Here is a 17,585-nt window from a genome sequence, read left to right on the forward strand (position 1 = left end):
TTCTCATTTTACACCATTATTTCACATGACTGTTTTAGACCGGTTCGCCGACCTGTACAAGCGCGAATTACTGACCAATATCATTCCCTTCTGGCAGGAGCATGCTGTTGATACCGAACAGGGCGGGTATTTTACCTGCCTCAACCGCGATGGTTCGGTTTTCGACACGGACAAGTTCACCTGGTTACAGGGTCGTCAGGTATGGACCTTTTCAATGCTCTACAACCTCGTCAGCCAAAAGCCCGAATGGCTCGATATGGCGCTGCACGGTGCCGATTTCCTGGAAAAGCACGGCCGTGCTCCCGATGGGTCCTGGTATTTTTCGACCACCCGGTCGGGCAAACCATTGGTGCAGCCCTACAACATTTTTTCGGATTGTTTCGCCACCATGGGGTTTGGGCAACTTTACAAAGCCACGAATACGGATCGCCATGCCGACATAGCCAAAACAACGTTTCACCAGATTCTCGATCGGCGGCATCAGCCGAAACGGGGCTGGGATAAAAGTGTGGCAGGCACGCGGCCGCTGAAGAATTTTGCCTTACCGATGATCCTCTGCAATCTGTCGCTCGAGCTGGAGCACTTACTCGATGCGTCGCTGGTGAGCGGCTTGATCGACGAGTGTATCCACGAAGTGATGGAGGTATTCTATGATGAATCGCTGGGGCTCATCCGCGAAAACGTGGCGCCGGATGGCTCCGTAGTCGACAGTTTTGAGGGGCGGCATCTGAATCCTGGACACGCCATCGAAGCCATGTGGTTCATCATGGATCTGGGGCAGCGGCTCAATAGGCCCGCACTGATCGAAAAGGCCAAAGAGCTGACCCTTCAGCATCTGGAGTACGGCTGGGACAAAACCCATGGCGGCATCTTCTATTTCCTCGACAGCAAAGGCTATCCGTCGCAGCACCTTGAATGGGACCAGAAGCTCTGGTGGGTCCACGTCGAAACGCTGGTGGCGCTGCTCAAGGGATACTATTTTACCAAAGATGAACGATGCCTGACCTGGTTCCAGAAGGTGCACGACTATACGTTCAACCACTTTCGCGATGCCGAATACGGAGAGTGGTTCGGCTACCTGAACCGCCAGGGCGAGGTACTGCTCCCATTGAAGGGGGGTAAATGGAAAGGCTGTTTTCACATTCCGCGGGCATTGTACCAGTGCTGGCAGGTGCTGGAGAAGATCGAAGCGAGTGCCCTTGCCCCCAATTCCTATACGGCCTGAGCATTGGCTGCTTTCTATTAGGTTGTCACGTCGCCCTGGCCAAGCTGTTGCCAGGGCGACGTTTTTTTAGGAATGCCCTGGGCAAATGCGGGACTGTACAACCGACGGTTGGTTGACGAAGATCTTTTCCGGCTGCGGAGATTCACTGCTGACATAGGGCTGTCATGGGTGGGCCGTTCCTTTGTAGGGTTAACTAACGGATAAACCTCCAGCAACGCAGACATGGAAAACACAACCCAAATTGAACCAGCACAGAATCAGGCGTTCCTCTCATCACAGCAACTGCTCGATCACTGGCAGGCGCACCGGCGGCTCACCCGGCGGCTGATCGAGGCCTTCCCCGCCGATCAGTTTTTCACCTATTCGCTGGGCGGCATGCGTCCCTGTTCCGAACTGATTGCCGAAATCCTGGGGATGACCGGAGCCGGCATGGAGGGGGTTCGGTCGGGCCGGTGGGATGCCTTTCAGACGATGGATGCCAGCAGTAAGGACGAGGTGCTGGCCCAGTGGGACCAGGTTACGGCCCAGATCGATACCATCTGGCCCCAGATTCCGACGAGCCGGTACCAGGAAGTAGATTTGGCGTTTGGCCTGTATGAGGGCACGATGTACTGGTTCATCCTGTACCTGATCGACAACGAGATTCATCACCGGGCGCAGGCCTACGTTTATCTGCGCACGTTGGGCATCGAACCCCCTGCTTTCTGGGACCGCTCGTAGCTGGTGAGCCTAAGGCGCTATGCCTGGACAACGGGTAGGACGACAGTACATGAATTGGCTTGTAGGCTATTGTTTTATCATCCCGTCGAAGGAGGGATCTAAGCCTGTCTTTACCAGATAGTCAGGAAGGTCTTAGTTCCCTCCTTCGCCGAAATGACAGGAAGCAGGGGGGGCGACTTGTTTTTTACGGTAACGGATAACCTGGGCCTGTTTTTAATCGTGCTTTTTACCCAAACCGGTCGCCCGTTTTCACTACTACTCGGGGGGCATAGGTTGTGTCAAAGGAGGTTCCCGGGAGTAGAATACCCGGGCTGGCGGAATATATCTTACTGGTTACTTTGGCGCTATCGGAATTCACCGCCTTCTCACAACGTGCAGTAGCTGTTGATTAGAATTGTTTGGAGGACACAAATATGGATCGCTCGGATCGGTAGAAACTGTGCTTAGAAGAGCTATATTTGACCTGCGAATAGTTTTATTTCACCCCCGTTATGAAAAATTTTACCGGCTCATTGGTCGGCAGGCCGGTATGGTTGCTCACCCTGACCTGTATATGTATAAGCTGCTTTCTGGCAGCCTGCTCCGCACCTACCCAGCCAACTTACCGCATTGGCTTCGCCCAGTGTACAGGCGGTGACGACTGGCGCCGGGCCATGCAGGAAGGTATGGAACGCGAACTGAGTTTCTACCCGAACGTTACCCTGCTGACTCGCGATGCGCAGAATAACAGCGCCCGTCAGGTCGAACAGATTCGCGACCTGCTGCGGGCCAATGTCGACCTGCTGATCGTCTCGCCCAACGAAGCCGAACCCATCACACCCGTCGTGGAAGAAGCCTTCCACCGGGGCATACCCGTTATCATCGTCGATCGTCGGACAACCTCGAAACTGTACACTGCCTATGTAGGCGCAAACAACACGGAAGTTGGCCAGACGGCGGGTCAGTACGTAAGCGATTTGCTGAAAGGGCACGGCAACGTATTGGAAATCAAAGGGGCACGGGGAGCCTCGCCCACCGCCGACCGCCACATGGGTTTCGGTAAGACACTTAAGCCGGGCATCCGGGTTGTGGCCGAAGTGTCGGGTGACTGGGAGCGGGAATACGTACTGAAGCGGCTGCCTGCCGTGCTGAAGCAACACCCCGAGGTTGACCTTATTTTCGCGCACAACGACCGGATGGCGCTGGGTGCTTATCAGGTCTGCAAGCAGCTCGGTCTCGACCAGCGCATCAAGTTAGTGGGCGTCGATGGGCTGGCCGGACCAAAAGGCGGTATTCAGCTCGTTGAAGATGGCATCCTGAATGCCACGGTGCTGTATTCAACAGGGGGCGAAGAGGCCATCCGGACGGCGTTAAAAATCCTGCGCAAGGAGCCCTACGAGAAAGAAAACATTCTCGAAACGATGGTCATCAACCCGACCAACGTGCATATGCTCAAGGTACAGTCGGACAAGATCCTGAGCCAGCAGCAGGACATCCGGCGGCAGCAGGTGCTGCAAACCGAGCAGATGAAGCTGTACAAAAGCCAGAAAGTCGTACTCTACATCCTGGTTGTATCGCTGGTGGGGGCTATTCTGCTGGGGGCGGTGGCGTTTATCTCCCTCCGCGAAAACCGCGAAATAAACGGGCGGCTCGAACGGCAGAACGGTGAGATTCTGACCCAGCGCAACCAGATCATGGATATGGCCGAGCAGGCCCGCGAAGCGTCCGAAGCCAAGTTTCGGTTCTTTACCAACCTCTCGCACGAGTTACGTACGCCCCTGACGCTGATTCTGGGGCCTATCGAGGAATTAATGAAGGCCAGCCTGACATCGGCCCAGCAGCGGGATGTTCGCTTTGTGCGCCAGAATGCACTGCGGTTACTGCGGCTGGTCAACGAACTGATCGACTTCCGCAAGATTGAAGGGGGTAAAATGCCGATCCGGGCCACGGAGCAGAACATGATCACCCTGCTGCGGGAGATTATGACGGGCTTCGAGAAACCCGCCCGGCAGCGGAATGTCAGTTTACGGATGCTCACCGCCGAGCCGGAACTAAACGTCTGGTTCGACGCGGGCCTGCTCGACAAGGTGTTTTACAACCTGCTGTCCAACGCCTTCAAATTCACGCCCGATGGCGGTCACATCACCGTATCGGTACAGCGGCTCCCGGCCGAAAACGTGGTGCGGGTACGAGTAGAGGACAGCGGACAGGGCATGACCGACGAAGAACGCCGGCACGTTTTCGAGTGGTTTTACCAGGGGAGCCAGCAACGCAGCTCGTCGGGATCGGGCATTGGACTGGCCCTGGCCATGGAACTGGTCCGGCTCCACCACGGCGACATTAGCGTGAGCAGCCAACCTGGCCAGGGCAGTACGTTCGATGTGCGGCTGCCGTTGGGAAACGCGCATTTTGGCCAGACCGAGACCGCGCTCCTCCCGCTGCCGTTGCCCGTAGCCGCCCGTAAACCGACCGAAGAGGAAACCGACATAGCCGACGACAGCCCGGTAGAGAACGCCGGCAAACCCTCCGGTTTTTCGGTGCTGGTGATCGAGGATCATGCCGACCTGCGGGCGTTTGTCCGGCAGAAATTACAACCACATTACCAGATTCTGGAAGCCGCCGATGGGAATGCGGGCCTGCGCATGGCCTTCGATACCATTCCCGACGTCATCGTCTGCGACGTCATGCTGCCCGGACAAAGCGGCCTGGAGATCGTGTCGGCGCTCAAGAACGACTGGCGTACCTCGCATATACCCGTCATTATGCTGACGGCCCGGCAGGCCATTGAACACCAGCTGGAGGGCGTGCAGGCTGGCGCCGACCTCTACGTGGCCAAGCCCTTCCACGCCGATTTGCTGCTCGAAAACATCCGAACGCTGCTCCGCAACCGCGCTTACCTGCGGGAACATTACAAACGCGAGCTCTCCGTCGACACCACCCTCATGTCACCGCAGCGGATCGACCGGAAGTTTGTGCAGGAGCTGGCTGCGCTGGTCGAGGAACACCATACCCGCACCGACCTTAGCGTCGACGAACTGGCCCGCATTATGGGCGTCTCGCGGGTGCAGCTCTATCGGAAAGTGAAGGCGCTGCTGAACTGCAACGTCACGGACTATATCCAGAACATCCGCCTGACCAAAGCCCGGTACATCCTGCTTCACGAAAGCGTTACCGTGGCCGATGTAGCCTATCGCGTCGGGTTCTCGTCGCCTACCTACTTCTCCACCACGTTCAAGGCCAAATACGGAATCTCGCCGTCAGAGTTCAAACTGGGTAACGTAGCTGTAGCCGACTGAAACAATTCTGTACAGCCTGTATCAAATTTGAAGGTGAAAACCGGCCTGTACAGACCTGATCGGGCCAAAATAAAGGCAATCCGTTCTTAGGCCCGGATTTTAGCTGCTGTATCAAACTTTAATTTTTTTGAGATACTTTTTAATTATTGCCGGGTGAGTGATGGGCCAATTTTGGGTCAAAATTCATCCCTATGCAAAATAGTAAAGTAGTATTCTGGTCGATTGTCGTGGCGCTGGGCGGGTTCCTGTTTGGCTTCGATACGGCCGTCATCTCCGGCGCGGAAAAGTCCATCCAGCGCCTGTGGGATCTCAACGTTTTTGAACATGGTTTTACCATTTCCATCGCCCTTATGGGAACCGTCGTCGGGGCGCTCTTCGGCGGCATTCCGTCCGATCAGCTGGGTCGGCGCAAAACGCTGCTCGGTATCGCGGTGCTGTACCTGATTTCGTCGGTCGGCTCGGCCCTCTCACCCGACTGGCCGCTCTTCCTGATTTTTCGTTTTCTGGGCGGGCTGGGCGTCGGAGCATCGTCGGTTACCGCCCCGCTGTACATTTCCGAGATTTCACCGGCCCGTTCGCGCGGCCGTATGGTGGCCCTCTTTCAGTTCAATGTCGTTTTCGGTATTCTGATCGCCTACCTGTCCAATTACCTGCTCGACGGGAGCGGGGAGTTCGCCTGGCGCTGGATGCTGGGCGTACAGGCGCTGCCGTCGCTGGCGTTCCTGGTCTTGCTGCTGAAGGTACCCGAAAGCCCGCGCTGGCTGATTCTGAAACAAGGAAAGGTCGACGAGGCCCGCGAAATTCTGCGCATCATCGAACCGGCAACGGTAGAAAACAGCGTGGCGGCCATCCTGACCGCCCAGGCGCTGGACACCGATGCGTCGGAGTCGCTCTTCTCGGCCAAACACCGCCGGCCGGTGCTGCTGGCCATCATCTTCGCCATTTTCAACCAGGTGTCGGGCATCAACGCCATCATCTATTACACGCCACGCATCTTCGAAATGGCCGGACTGGGTGTCGGGTCGGCTCTACTGTCGACGGCGGGCTTGGGCGTGGTCAACTTCGCCTTTACCCTGCTGGCCATGAACTTCATCGACCGCTTCGGTCGGCGGACGCTCATGCTGATCGGCTCGGTGGGCATCGTAGTTACGCTGGCGCTGGTGGCGCAGGCCTTTTACGAGATGCAGTTCAGTGGGTATACCGTCCCGGCGCTGCTGCTGGTGTACATCGCCTTCTTCGCCTTCTCGCAGGGGGCCGTCATCTGGGTGTTTATCTCCGAAATCTTTCCCAATTCGGTGCGGGCGCAGGGTCAGGCGCTGGGCAGCTTTACCCACTGGCTCATGGCCGCCGTCATCGCGTTTACGTTTCCCTACTTCGCCGAGCAACTGGGTGGTGGGCATACGTTCCTGTTCTTCTGCGCCATGATGGTGCTGCAACTCCTGTTCGTCTGGAAATACATGCCCGAAACCAAAGGCACCAGCCTGGAGCAGATCGAAAAAACCTTAGTTGTTCACTGATTTACGCTATGACACCCACTATACTCTGTTTTGGCGAAACGCTCTGGGATGTGCTCCCAACGGGCAAACAGGCCGGAGGAGCGCCGATGAACGTGGCGGTCCACTGCCGCCATATCGGCCTCGACGCCCGGCTCATCAGCCGCCTGGGTTCCGACGCCCTGGGCAACGAACTGCTCGATTTTCTACAGGAAAAAGGCGTCGACCTCAGCCTCATCCAGCGGGGTAAAACGCACCTGACGGGCGTCGTAAAGGCGGACGTCAGCAATCGCAACGAGGTCACCTACCAGATCGTGCAACCCGTTGCCTGGGACTACATCCAGTACGACGATGAACTGGCCCGGCTCGTAGCCGCGTCCGACGCCTTCGTGTTCGGTAGCCTGGCCGCCCGCCTGCCTGTCTCCCGCGAAACGCTCTACCGCCTGCTCGACCACGCCCGGCTGGCGGTCTTCGATGTCAACCTGCGGGCTCCGCATTACACGGCCGAGACCGTCGGCTATTTGCTGGAGCGGACCCACATCGCCAAGATGAACCACCACGAGCTGGCCGACCTCGCGGGCTGGTTTACCCCGGGACTGACTGACGAAGCGGCTATGCGGGCCCTGACCGATCAGTTTGGCCTGTCGATCCTCTGCGTAACGCGGGGCGAAAACGGCGCGGCCCTGCTCGTGAATGGCCAGTTCTACGAACACAATGGCTACCCGGTCGAGGTCGTAGACACCATCGGCAGTGGCGACGCCTTTCTGGCGAGCCTGCTGCGGGCTTACCTGGCCCAAACCGCCCCTGAAACCTGGCTGCCGGTAGCCTGTGCGGCCGGGTCGCTGGTGGCCACCTGCCGGGGAGCCACGCCCGACCTGTCGCTGGCCGCCCTTCACCAGTTTATGCACCAAACAACTACCGTTTAACCCTTAATTTTTTCAGACTATGCAAAAACGACTATGCTTACTGCTGGTACTGCTGAGCCTGAGCCATGCGCTATGGGCGCAGGTTCGCGTGAGTGGTACCGTAACCGGCCGAACAGATGGAAAACCCATTCCCGGCGTAACCATCCTGGAGGTGGGCACCAACAACGGCACCACCACCGACATCAACGGCGGCTTCGCGCTGACGAGCCCGCCGAATGCGACACTGCGATTTTCGTTCGTCGGTATGAAGCCGTATGACCTCAATGTGAAGGGGCTTACCTCACCCGTCAGCGTATCGCTGGAAGAAGATCCCGCTCAGCTTAGCGAAGTTGTTGTCACGGGCTATAAAGAAGAACGTCGGCGCGACCTGACCGGGGCGGTGGCCGTGGTGAACCTGAAGCAGACGCTTCAGGAGTCGAACGCCAACATCCTCTCGTCCCTGCAGGGCCGGGTGCCGGGTGTGGTGATTCAGTCGGACGGAACGCCGGGCGGATCGGGCACGGCGATCCGGATCCGGGGCTTTTCGACCATCGGCGCCAACGGGCCGCTGTTCGTCATCGACGGCGTACCAACAACCTACTCCGGTGCGCTGAACCCCAACGATATCGAGTCGATTCAGGTACTGAAAGATGCCGCTGCTGCGTCGATTTACGGGTCGCGGGCATCCAACGGGGTTATCGTCGTCACGACCAAGCGGGCCTCCTCGCCCGAGCCAAAGATTACCTTCGACACGTTCTACGGCGTGCAGACGCTGCGCAACCGCATCGAGATGCTGAACGCCAATGAGTGGGGACAGGTCTACTGGCAGGCGCAGCGCAACTCCGGCCTGACCCCCTCGCATCCGCAGTACGGCAATGGCGCCCAGCCGGTAATTCCCCCGTTTATCGATGCCGAAAACACCATTCCGGCCAGCAATACCGACTGGTTGGGTGCGGTCTTCAAACCGTCGCAGATACAGTCGTACAACCTCGGTCTGAGCATGGGCGGCACCAAAGGTAAGCTCTACACCGGCCTGAACTACGTACGCGACAACGGCATTCAGCAGTACACGAACTATAACCGGCTGACGCTGCGGCTGAACAGCGATTACACGGTGAAAAACCGGCTGACTATCGGCGAAAACCTGCAGGTGGCCCGCTTCGGAGAAGTAAAAGCCAACGTCACCCACGACGCCATTTTTCAGCACCCGCTGATTCCGCTCTACGACAACGCCGGTAACTTTGGCGGCCCCACCGACGGCCTGGGCGACAAGCTGAACCCGCTGGGCATTTTGTCGCGCAACCGCGATAACCAGTCGCGCAACTGGCGCATTCTGGGTAATGTCTATGCCCAGTTGAATCTTATGAAAGGGCTGAACCTGCGCACCTCCTATGGCGTAGATTACAACAATGGTTACGCCCGCAACTTCGAGCCGCGCTTTAAGGAAGGCCGGTTCAACATCGTCGAAAACTTTCTGACAACCGCCTACAGCGAGGGCCTGGTGGGAACGTGGTCGAACACGCTGAATTTTCAAAAAACCGTTGGCGAGGCTCACAACATCGGCTTTCTGGCGGGTGTCGAAGCCATTCAAAGCCAGAGTGAGAGCTTCTCGGCGCGCCGGAAGAATTTTCTCGTGCAGGATTACGACTACGCGTACCTGGGCGCTGGTACGGATTTGCAGGCGGCCGACGGGGGCGGAAGTCGCTACAGCCTGCTCTCGCAGTTTGGCAAGCTCGACTATAGCTACCGGGAGAAGTACCTGTTCTCGGCCACCATCCGGCGCGACGGGTCCAGCCGGTTCGGAGCCAACAACAAATACGGCGTATTCCCGGCTTTTTCGGCGGGCTGGCGCATCAGCGATGAATCGTTCCTGAAAGACAACCGCTACGTCAGCGACCTGAAGCTGCGGGCGTCGTGGGGCCGGACGGGCAACCAGGAAATCGGTGATTTTACCACGCTGAACTTCTACCGCACGAGCGGTGAATTTGGGAACTACGACCTGGGGGGTGGCAACACCAGTGCCGTGCCGGGCTACTACACCGTGCAGATCGGCAACAACAACCTGCGCTGGGAAAGCAACACCCAAACCAACATCGGTCTGGACGCGTCGCTGTTCAATGGCAAACTGTCGCTCACGGCCGATTACTTCGACAAACGCACCGACGGGATGCTGATCAACCCGACGCTGCTGGCGGTTTACGGGCAGGGCGCCCCGCCGTTCATCAACGCTGGCCAGATGCGGAACCGGGGTTTTGAAGCGCTGGTAACCTACCGGGGCAACGTGCGCGACTTCAGCTACAGCGTCGATCTGAACGCGTCGACCTACCGCAACCAGGTGCTGAGCCTGGGCGAAGGTAATGAGTTCTTTCTGGGCGCCGAAGCGAACCGCATCGTGCCGGGTCAGCCGCTGTCGGTGTTCTATGGCTGGGTAGCCGATGGTCTGTTCCGAACGCAGTCCGACGTAGATGCCCACGCTACCCAACCCGGCAAAGCCCCCGGTCGGATTCGGTACAAAGACCTGAACGGCGACGGGACCATCAATGACCAGGACCGGACGTACATCGGTAACCCGCACCCGAAACTGCTGGCCGGTATGAACCTCTCGGCCCAGTACAAGGGCTTCGATGTCAGCGTGTTCGCCAGCGGTACGTTTGGTAACGACGTATACAACACCTTCCGCAAACTGACCGACTTTGCTTACTTCCCGTTCAACTTCGGCCGGCAGACACTCAACGCCTGGACACCCGAAAACCCCGGTGCGTCGGTTCCGGCGGTGAACATCAACAACCCCAACGACGAGCTGCGGGCGTCGAGTTACTTCGTAGAGAACGGCTCCTTCGTGAACCTCAAAAGTCTCGTGCTGGGCTATACGCTGCCCGCGCCCGTTACGAAGCGCCTGAACATCGACCGGCTGCGGCTGTATGTGCAGGGGCAGAACCTGTTCATCATCACCAACTACCAGGGCATGGACCCCGAGGTAGGGGCTCGGGGGCCCCTCGACCTGGGCGTCGATACCCAGCTTTACCCGCACTCGCGTGCCATCAACTTCGGCCTGAACCTCGCCTTCTAACAAAAGACACTTATGAAAACACATACCTATTGGCTCTTTAGCGGCCTGTTGCTGGTCAGCTCGGCCTGTGATACCGATTTTCTGGACCCAAAACCCCAGGGCGTCTTAGCCGAGACCCTCCTGACGACTTCGAAAGAAGGGGTCGATGGCCTGGTTGCGATGGCTTATTCGTCGCTCGATACCCACTTCGAAGGCATGTGGCCCGACTTTTTCCACCCGCCCTCCAACTGGAGCTTCGCCGACATGCGCTCCGACGATGCCTACAAAGGCGGGGGCGGCACGGGCGACATCATCGAATACCACCAGCTGGAAATCGGGGAGATCAGCGCCAACAACATGACGCTGGAGAAGAAGTGGCGCAGTAACTACATCGGCATCGCCAACATCAACAAGGCGATTCGGGCCCTGAATGGCATCGCCGACAGCCAATTTCCCAATAAAAAGGCCCAGCTGGCCGAGATGCGGGTGCTGCGGGGCTACTTCTATTTCGACCTGAAGAAGCACTACTACACCTTCCCGTATATCGATGAAACGGTAGCCGACGCGGATTTGGGTACGGTGGGCAACACGCTGACCTCAGAGCAGCTCTGGCAGAAAATCGAAGATGATTTCCGGCTGGCCATCGCCGACCTGCCCGCCACGCAGGTGCAGAAAAGCCGGGCGAACAAGTTTGTCGCCCATGCCTTTCTGTGCAAGGCCTACGTGTTCCAGCGGAAGTGGCAGCCAGCGCTGGAGCAGGCCAACCTGGTGACCAATTCGGGCCTGTACGGACTACTCGACAACTTCGAGAAAGTATATTCGCTGCCCGAGTTTGAACACGGGCCGGAGTTTATCTTCTCCATTGCCCATTCCATTACCGACGGGTCGCCGGTGGGTAACCTGAACTGGGGTGATCTGCTCAACTCGCCGGTATCGCCCGCCTATACCGCTGGCGACGGATTCCACCGCCCCAGCCAGAACCTGGTCAATGCATTCAAGGTAGACGCGAATGGCCTGCCTCTGTTCGATACGTTCAACCAGACCAATCTCGCCCCGAGCGACGTAACGACGCCCGTTGACCCCCGTCTCGACCACGCCATTGGTCGGCCGACCATTCCCTGGAAGGACTACAAAGCGGGTGTTTATACGCTGAGCTGGGCGCGGGGGGCTGAGGTCTACGGGCCGTTCTCGAAAAAGAAGAACATTATTTCGCCCAACTCACCCCTGCGGGCGGCCATCGGCTTCCCCTGGGCGCTGGGTGCACTCGACTTCCCGCTGATCAAGTACACCGACCTGCTTCTCTGGAAGGCTGAAGCCCTTGTTGAATTAAACCAGCTGGAAGAGGCCCGGCAGATCGTAAACCAGATTCGCAAAAGAGCCGCTGATGCCCCCAACGTGCTCAAACTCGACGGTAGCGGCCCGGCTGCTACGTATAAAATTGGGTTGTACCCAACATCGGGCTGGACGCAGGACTATGCCCGCCGGGCCGTCCGGTTCGAGCGTCGGCTGGAGCTTTGCCTCGAAGGACACCGGTTCTACGATCTCGTGCGCTGGGGCGAAGCCGATGCCGTGCTAAACCGTTATTTGCAGGAAGAAACCAGAACACGCCCATTCTTAGCTGGCGCTAAGTTTCTCAAAAACAAGCACGAGTACCTGCCCCTGCCGCAGAGCGAAATCGACCGCAGCAAAGGTATTTATGTGCAGAATGAGTTCTACCGGTAACGGTTTCTCCCGTCAATAACCCGCTTCCGTCTTTCGATAGCAGGCCATACAACCGGCCCGTTATGGAAGGACGGAAGCATTGCGTTTAGGGGTGGGGGAGTTTACGCTATTAAACAAGGGGGGCTGAGTACAAGAGGTTTATATAGGAGTTCTTACCCGGCGGGATACCCCCGCCCATTACATTCGAACCATCGGCTTACCATCGGCAGGCCCAATGAAGGAGAGTTCGTTGAGACAAGTCTAAACCTGTCAACGGTTTGGTTATGTCAAGAATTCGATGTTGTCATCCAGGCGGCACGGTTCTACCGAAGGGATGACAAAAAGGCATAATGTATGGTAATCAAAATATAGTATTGATATAAAAACGCCCGGCCTGTCAGAACAGGTCGGGCGTTTTGTTGTGCGAACCCCGTTACTCCACGGCAATCTTGGTTGTCATGACCCGGGTTTTGCCGGATACTTTTACGACGTAAAGCTGGCCGGATTGCATCATGCCTTTGGTGGCGTACTGGTACGTGGGTACGGCCCGGAACGAGCGAAGGTCTACCGTCCGTCCGTTCAGGTCGATGATTTCTACCGTTACTTCCTCATCGGCAAATCCGCCCAGAGCCAGCGTGAATTGCTCGCGGATGGGATTGGGGTAAGCCCGAATGACTGCCCCGCGTTCATCGGTCGACATGATGATGCCGGGTGATGTGGTTTGTCCCGACGTGCCTCCGTCGCGGATGGGAATCACGATGTTGTCGATGTTAAGGTGGCCGAAGCCGCCCGTGGCGTTGTCGACGATTTTCAGGTAGCAGCTGGTGCCGATGTACGCGCTGGCGTCCAGCAGTTTCGGGGCGTAGCCTTCGTCGTTCAGAGCGGTTACTTTCATCAGGACTGCGTTGTCGGAGGCCCGCACCAGCGCCACATACAGGTTGTTCAGGTCCTTACCGCCCCCCAGCAGAAACGTGATTTTTCCATCGCCCCCCAGGACGAAGTTGGGCGTTTTCAGCTCGCCGGTCTGGGTGTCACCGCCGTCTTTGAAGCCCCAAAGATGTCGCAGCCCCTGCTGGTTGAACGGACCACCCCAGCCCCAGCCGGTTTCGGTAGCGATATCACCCAGACTAAACGCCTGTCCGGTTACGATCAGGTCGTCGAAACTGATTTGCTCGAAGGTGTACTTTCGATAGGTCGTGGGCATAGCCGCCGTAACGGTCAGCGTACACTGGGCGGTGAAATTGCCTTGCTGGGTCGTAACCTTAATGGTCGTGGAACCCGCTGCTGTAGCCGTCACGTTACCCGACGCATCCACGGTTGCCACGGCCGTATTGGACGACTGCCACGTAAGGGCCGGGTTGGTCGCGTTGGGAGCCTGCACGGTGGCGTAGAGAGTGGCTTTGTCGCCCGCGGGTAAGGTCAGGCTCTGCTTGTCGAGGGTAACACCCGTTACGGCTACCCGCACGGGAATCACGATGTCGTCGATGTTGAGGTGGCCAAATCCACCCGTGGCGTTGTCGACCATTTTGAGGTAGCAGGTCGTGCCGATGTGCCCCGATCCGTCGAGCACAACCCGCTGATACGCTTCGTCGTTCTGACCGGTGGCTTTCGTCAGCACGACACCATCCGACGCCCGAACGAGTGCCACGTAGAGGTTGGCGAGATCGTTACCACCCCCCAGCAATAGACTCACTTTACCGTCGCCCCCCAGGACGAAGTTAGGTGTTTTTAGTTCGCCGGTTTGAGCATCTCCGCCGTCTTTAAAGCCCCACAGGTGCCGGATGCCCTGTTGTTGAAACGGTCCGCCCCAGCCCCAGCTATTGTCGGTGGTCAGGTCGGCGACGGTGAAGGCTGTGCCCGTTGTGGTCAGGTTCTGCAGGCCGCCCGTTTCAAAATCATAGCGCCAGTAATCGGGTCGGGGGGCGCCATTGGTCGTGTCGGGAACGGCGCGCTTCATGCCCCAGCTTTCCACCGACCGGAACGTGACCGGGCCGCCCTGCGCCACCAGCTCGACGCCCTCGCTGCTGGCCATCGTCGGGTAAAACCGGTTCGAGAAGGCAGCCGCGTCGTTGATGAATACGTCCATGATGGACCCGTCGAGGAAGATGTGGAACTTGTGCGGCTTGCCGAAAGCCGTTACGTCGTAACTGCCCTGTAACACTACCTTTTCTTCGTCGTTCGAGGCTGTGGTCGAGGCTGTTTTGTCGAGCACGATTTTCTGCTGCTGCACATCGTAATACAGGCCCGTCAGTTCGTTGCGGTTGGTCGAGATCCGGAAGTTCAGCCCGTATTTCGTGGCTGTGGTATTCGTATCCACGTAGGCAATGATTTCCAGTTGCTTGCCGCGGGTGTTCGCCAGGGCTGACGTGCCGGTAACCGTCCGGTCGGTGTATTTCTGGTAGGTGTCGGGCTTACGAAGGTTGGCCTGGTCGGGCAGGGGTTTCTGGCCAAGCGTTTTGCCGTCGGGGCGCAGGTACCAGACGCGGGGCAGCGTGAACAGGTGGCACCAGCCCGCATCCAGCTGAGCCTGCGACGACCGCCGTTCATCGACAATTCCGATGCCGACGAGCTGGTTTTTGTAATCGCGCTCGGTAGTGGGCGACAGGTGGCCATGAATCACGTCCAGAAATTTCGGTTGGGCGTAGTCGGGGGTAAACTGCCCGTTCTGGAAGGTGCCTGTCCAGTAGACGGCCCGCGTGTAGTTGGTCGGGCCGTACTTGCCCACGTTGCCGCCGATGGGGTTAACCACCAGCGCGTATTTGCCCCCGCCGAGCGACTCGAACACCGGCATCTCCCAGATGGCTGAACCGATGTCCATCTGGCTGTACGGCACCGTCGAGAACGTTGGCTGATAGGTCCAGTTGACGAGGTCGGTAGAGGTGTAATACGCCAGTCCGCCGTAGCCGTTCAGGGCCGCGCCGATGAGCATTCGCCAGGTGCTGCCGTCTTTCCAGACGAACGGGTCGCGCAGGTCGTTGACATTCTCTTTGCTGATGACGGGGCCACTTTTGCGCCAGTTTTCGAGCTTCGCATCGTCGCTGATGGCCAGCGCAATGCCGGGGTTGTACGAGCCGCCGTGGTTGACATTGGTATAAAACGCGTACGCTTTATTACCGTCCATCACCACGTCCCCCGACCAGATGCCTTTCATGTCGTACCCGTTGGTAGCCGACCATTCCAGTGTGGGCCAGAGCGCGTCTTTAGCGTGATACCAGTTGACGAGATCCCGACTGACGGTATGGCCCCAGTGCATAAGCGTTTTGAACGGGCCGTTGGGTGTTCGTTGATAAAACAGATGGTAGGCCCCGTTATGCTTTACCAGTCCGTGTGGTTCGTTGGTCCAGTTGGCGGGGGGCAGGGCATGAAACAGCGGCCGGTTGGGGTCATTGGCAAAACGGGAGAGGGGTACATCCAGCGAGCGGGTGCCCAGCGCGCGGGCCGTGGCAGCACCCTGCTGGTAGTTTGTCTGAATGGTGGAGGCTGATAGGGCCCCGGCGTACAGCTTGGTATCATCAACAGCCGCGCTCAGGGCGTTGAGCAAAAAGATACCGTCGCGTTTGTCCACATTACTCTTGCCGACAAACATGGGCACATTCGCTTCCGTAACGTCGCTGTTGACGGGGATTGCCGTGCTGGCTACCTCTGCGCCGTTCAGGTATAATTTCAGGGTGCCGCCGGGTGAGTTCACCACCGCGACTACGTGTGTCCATTCGTAGAGCGGAAACGGTTTGGGGGCCTGGCACGCGTAGATTTGGCCATTCAGGCTCACGGTAAAGGCCCAGACGCCGAATGCATTGAGACTGAGCTGGTACCCGTTGGCCCCGCTGAACTGGCTGATCAGTGCCGAAGGAGTCAGGTTGGCGTAGGGCGTTTCGGCGTCGGACGGATAGCTTTCGAGGTTCACCCAGGTCTCTACCGTTAACTGTTTGGTGAAGTTGTGGGTGAAGTTACCCGTCACCCAGGTCGAAAAGCCATCGAGCCGGAGTGCGTTGCCGTTGATGCCCGCTACTCGTTCCGGTTTGTTGAACTGATTGACGACCGAAAATGATGCGCTGTTGGCCGCATTGACGGTCGTGGTTGTGCCGGTGGCTTCGTTGTAAGCGAAGTGCAGCACCGGCGTTTGCGCCGAGGCCAACCCGCTCACCAGGCTACCGACCAGCAGAGAAAGGGTAGAGGTTTTCATAGTAATAACGTTTCCCCAAAACTCAGCCTCTACTGACCGACAATAGTTAAATTATCTCCCAAAAAAATTAAATTTTGTTTCGAGGGCGTTTCCGAAGCCTCATCTGTAAATGCAGGCCATTAGCGCCATACTGACTGCCCGGATTGTTAGTACTGGTGTTCACGTATGTTACAGCTATTTAAGTAATGATACGTCCTGCTTGGTCCAACTCACCTAAATCACTTTGTAAGAGCGTATCGATTCGATGTGCGTTCTGTTGGGGCTCGGACTGTAAACCGGCTTCTCCCATCATCCTCATAGAAAAATAGGATGTAAAGCCTGGTGACCAGTTGGTTTACCTATTTGATGAAAGTAGCCTGGTCAGTCGTTGAGCGGGTTGGGTGAACGCATGTAGCGGCTCATCATCCAACAACAGTGTCGTACTGACATGCCGATCGATCAGGCTGTGGCTTTAGTTTGTTCTTCGGCCATTATGCGCAGATCCGTTGCAGTAATGCCTTCCACCGCCAGTCCAAAACCGACCTGCTCCAGGAGTTCTTTTTTCAGCGGCAAGGCGAACATGGCCCGCATGTGCCGACGGGTCAGTTCCAGTATACGCAAAAACTGTTCAGCCAGCGTCCTGGCTCGTTCCATCAGCAAAACAACTGGGGGCAGCACCTCGGCTACTACCCCCAGTTGTTTTGCTTCCTGAGCCGAAAGGGACTGCTGGGTGTAGAGAAAATACCTGGCCCGGTAGTCACCGATGGCCCGCGTCCAGACTGTCTGGTTGCCATCACCCGGAACAATGCCGAAGGTCAGGTGTGGAAAATCCTGGAAGTAGGCCGATTCCGAAGCCAGAATCATGTCGGCTGTCAGGGCATATTCGGAGTGTACGGTGCTGGGCCGTTAATGGCTGCGATTACGGGTACGCCAATGGCGGCCAGGTTCTGCAACACCTGCTGGCCTTCCCGTCGACTACCAGAAAAAGTATAAGCCTGAACAGCTGGACGAATACCGCAACCGGTTCCAGGAATATAAGGCGCGAAAACAGGCCC

The 17,585-nt window shown here is 57.6% G+C and carries 9 protein-coding genes; 7 read left to right on the plus strand and 2 right to left on the minus strand.

Annotated elements, in window-relative coordinates; genetic code table 11:
* Positions 1-25 precede the first annotated feature (25 nt).
* From EQG79_RS25905 to EQG79_RS25935, 7 genes are all read left to right on the plus strand, one after another.
* Entirely contained in the window at positions 26-1,225 is a 1,200-nt protein-coding gene (locus EQG79_RS25905) for an AGE family epimerase/isomerase (RefSeq protein WP_077922934.1), read from the plus strand.
* A 222-nt stretch (positions 1,226-1,447) separates the two neighbouring features.
* Positions 1,448-1,945: a DinB family protein gene (locus EQG79_RS25910; protein WP_077922935.1), complete on the plus strand. Its 498-nt coding sequence runs from the start codon at positions 1,448-1,450 to the stop codon at positions 1,943-1,945.
* A gap of 491 nt (positions 1,946-2,436) precedes the next feature.
* Positions 2,437-5,220, plus strand: coding sequence for a substrate-binding domain-containing protein (locus EQG79_RS25915; protein WP_129605541.1), 2,784 nt, complete (start codon positions 2,437-2,439; stop codon positions 5,218-5,220).
* Between the two features lie 191 nt (positions 5,221-5,411).
* Positions 5,412-6,737, plus strand: coding sequence for a sugar porter family MFS transporter (locus EQG79_RS25920; RefSeq protein ID WP_129605544.1), 1,326 nt, complete (start codon positions 5,412-5,414; stop codon positions 6,735-6,737).
* Positions 6,738-6,745: 8 nt separating this feature from the next.
* Positions 6,746-7,639 carry a carbohydrate kinase family protein gene (locus EQG79_RS25925; protein WP_129605546.1) on the plus strand — a complete coding sequence of 298 codons (894 nt, stop codon included), beginning with the start codon at positions 6,746-6,748 and terminating at the stop codon, positions 7,637-7,639.
* Positions 7,640-7,658: 19 nt separating this feature from the next.
* The gene (locus EQG79_RS25930) at positions 7,659-10,688 is read left to right on the plus strand and encodes a SusC/RagA family TonB-linked outer membrane protein (RefSeq protein WP_129605548.1); all 3,030 of its coding nucleotides are present in this window, start codon (positions 7,659-7,661) and stop codon (positions 10,686-10,688) included.
* Positions 10,689-10,700: 12 nt separating this feature from the next.
* A complete protein-coding gene (locus EQG79_RS25935) occupies positions 10,701-12,389 on the plus strand; it encodes a RagB/SusD family nutrient uptake outer membrane protein (RefSeq protein ID WP_077922940.1) in 1,689 nt (562 codons plus the stop codon).
* Between the two features lie 412 nt (positions 12,390-12,801).
* Here EQG79_RS25935 and EQG79_RS25940 read toward each other — a convergent pair whose 3' ends face one another.
* Positions 12,802-16,551 (minus strand): GH32 C-terminal domain-containing protein, encoded by a 3,750-nt coding sequence (locus EQG79_RS25940; protein WP_129605551.1) that lies wholly within the window; start codon positions 16,549-16,551, stop codon positions 12,802-12,804.
* Between the two features lie 438 nt (positions 16,552-16,989).
* Positions 16,990-17,394, minus strand: coding sequence for an enoyl-CoA hydratase/isomerase family protein (locus EQG79_RS25945; protein WP_129605553.1), 405 nt, complete (start codon positions 17,392-17,394; stop codon positions 16,990-16,992).
* Positions 17,395-17,585: the final 191 nt, after the last annotated feature.

Origin of the sequence: Spirosoma sordidisoli (assembly GCF_004138325.1) — a bacterium.
Lineage (GTDB): Bacteria > Bacteroidota > Bacteroidia > Cytophagales > Spirosomataceae > Spirosoma > Spirosoma sordidisoli.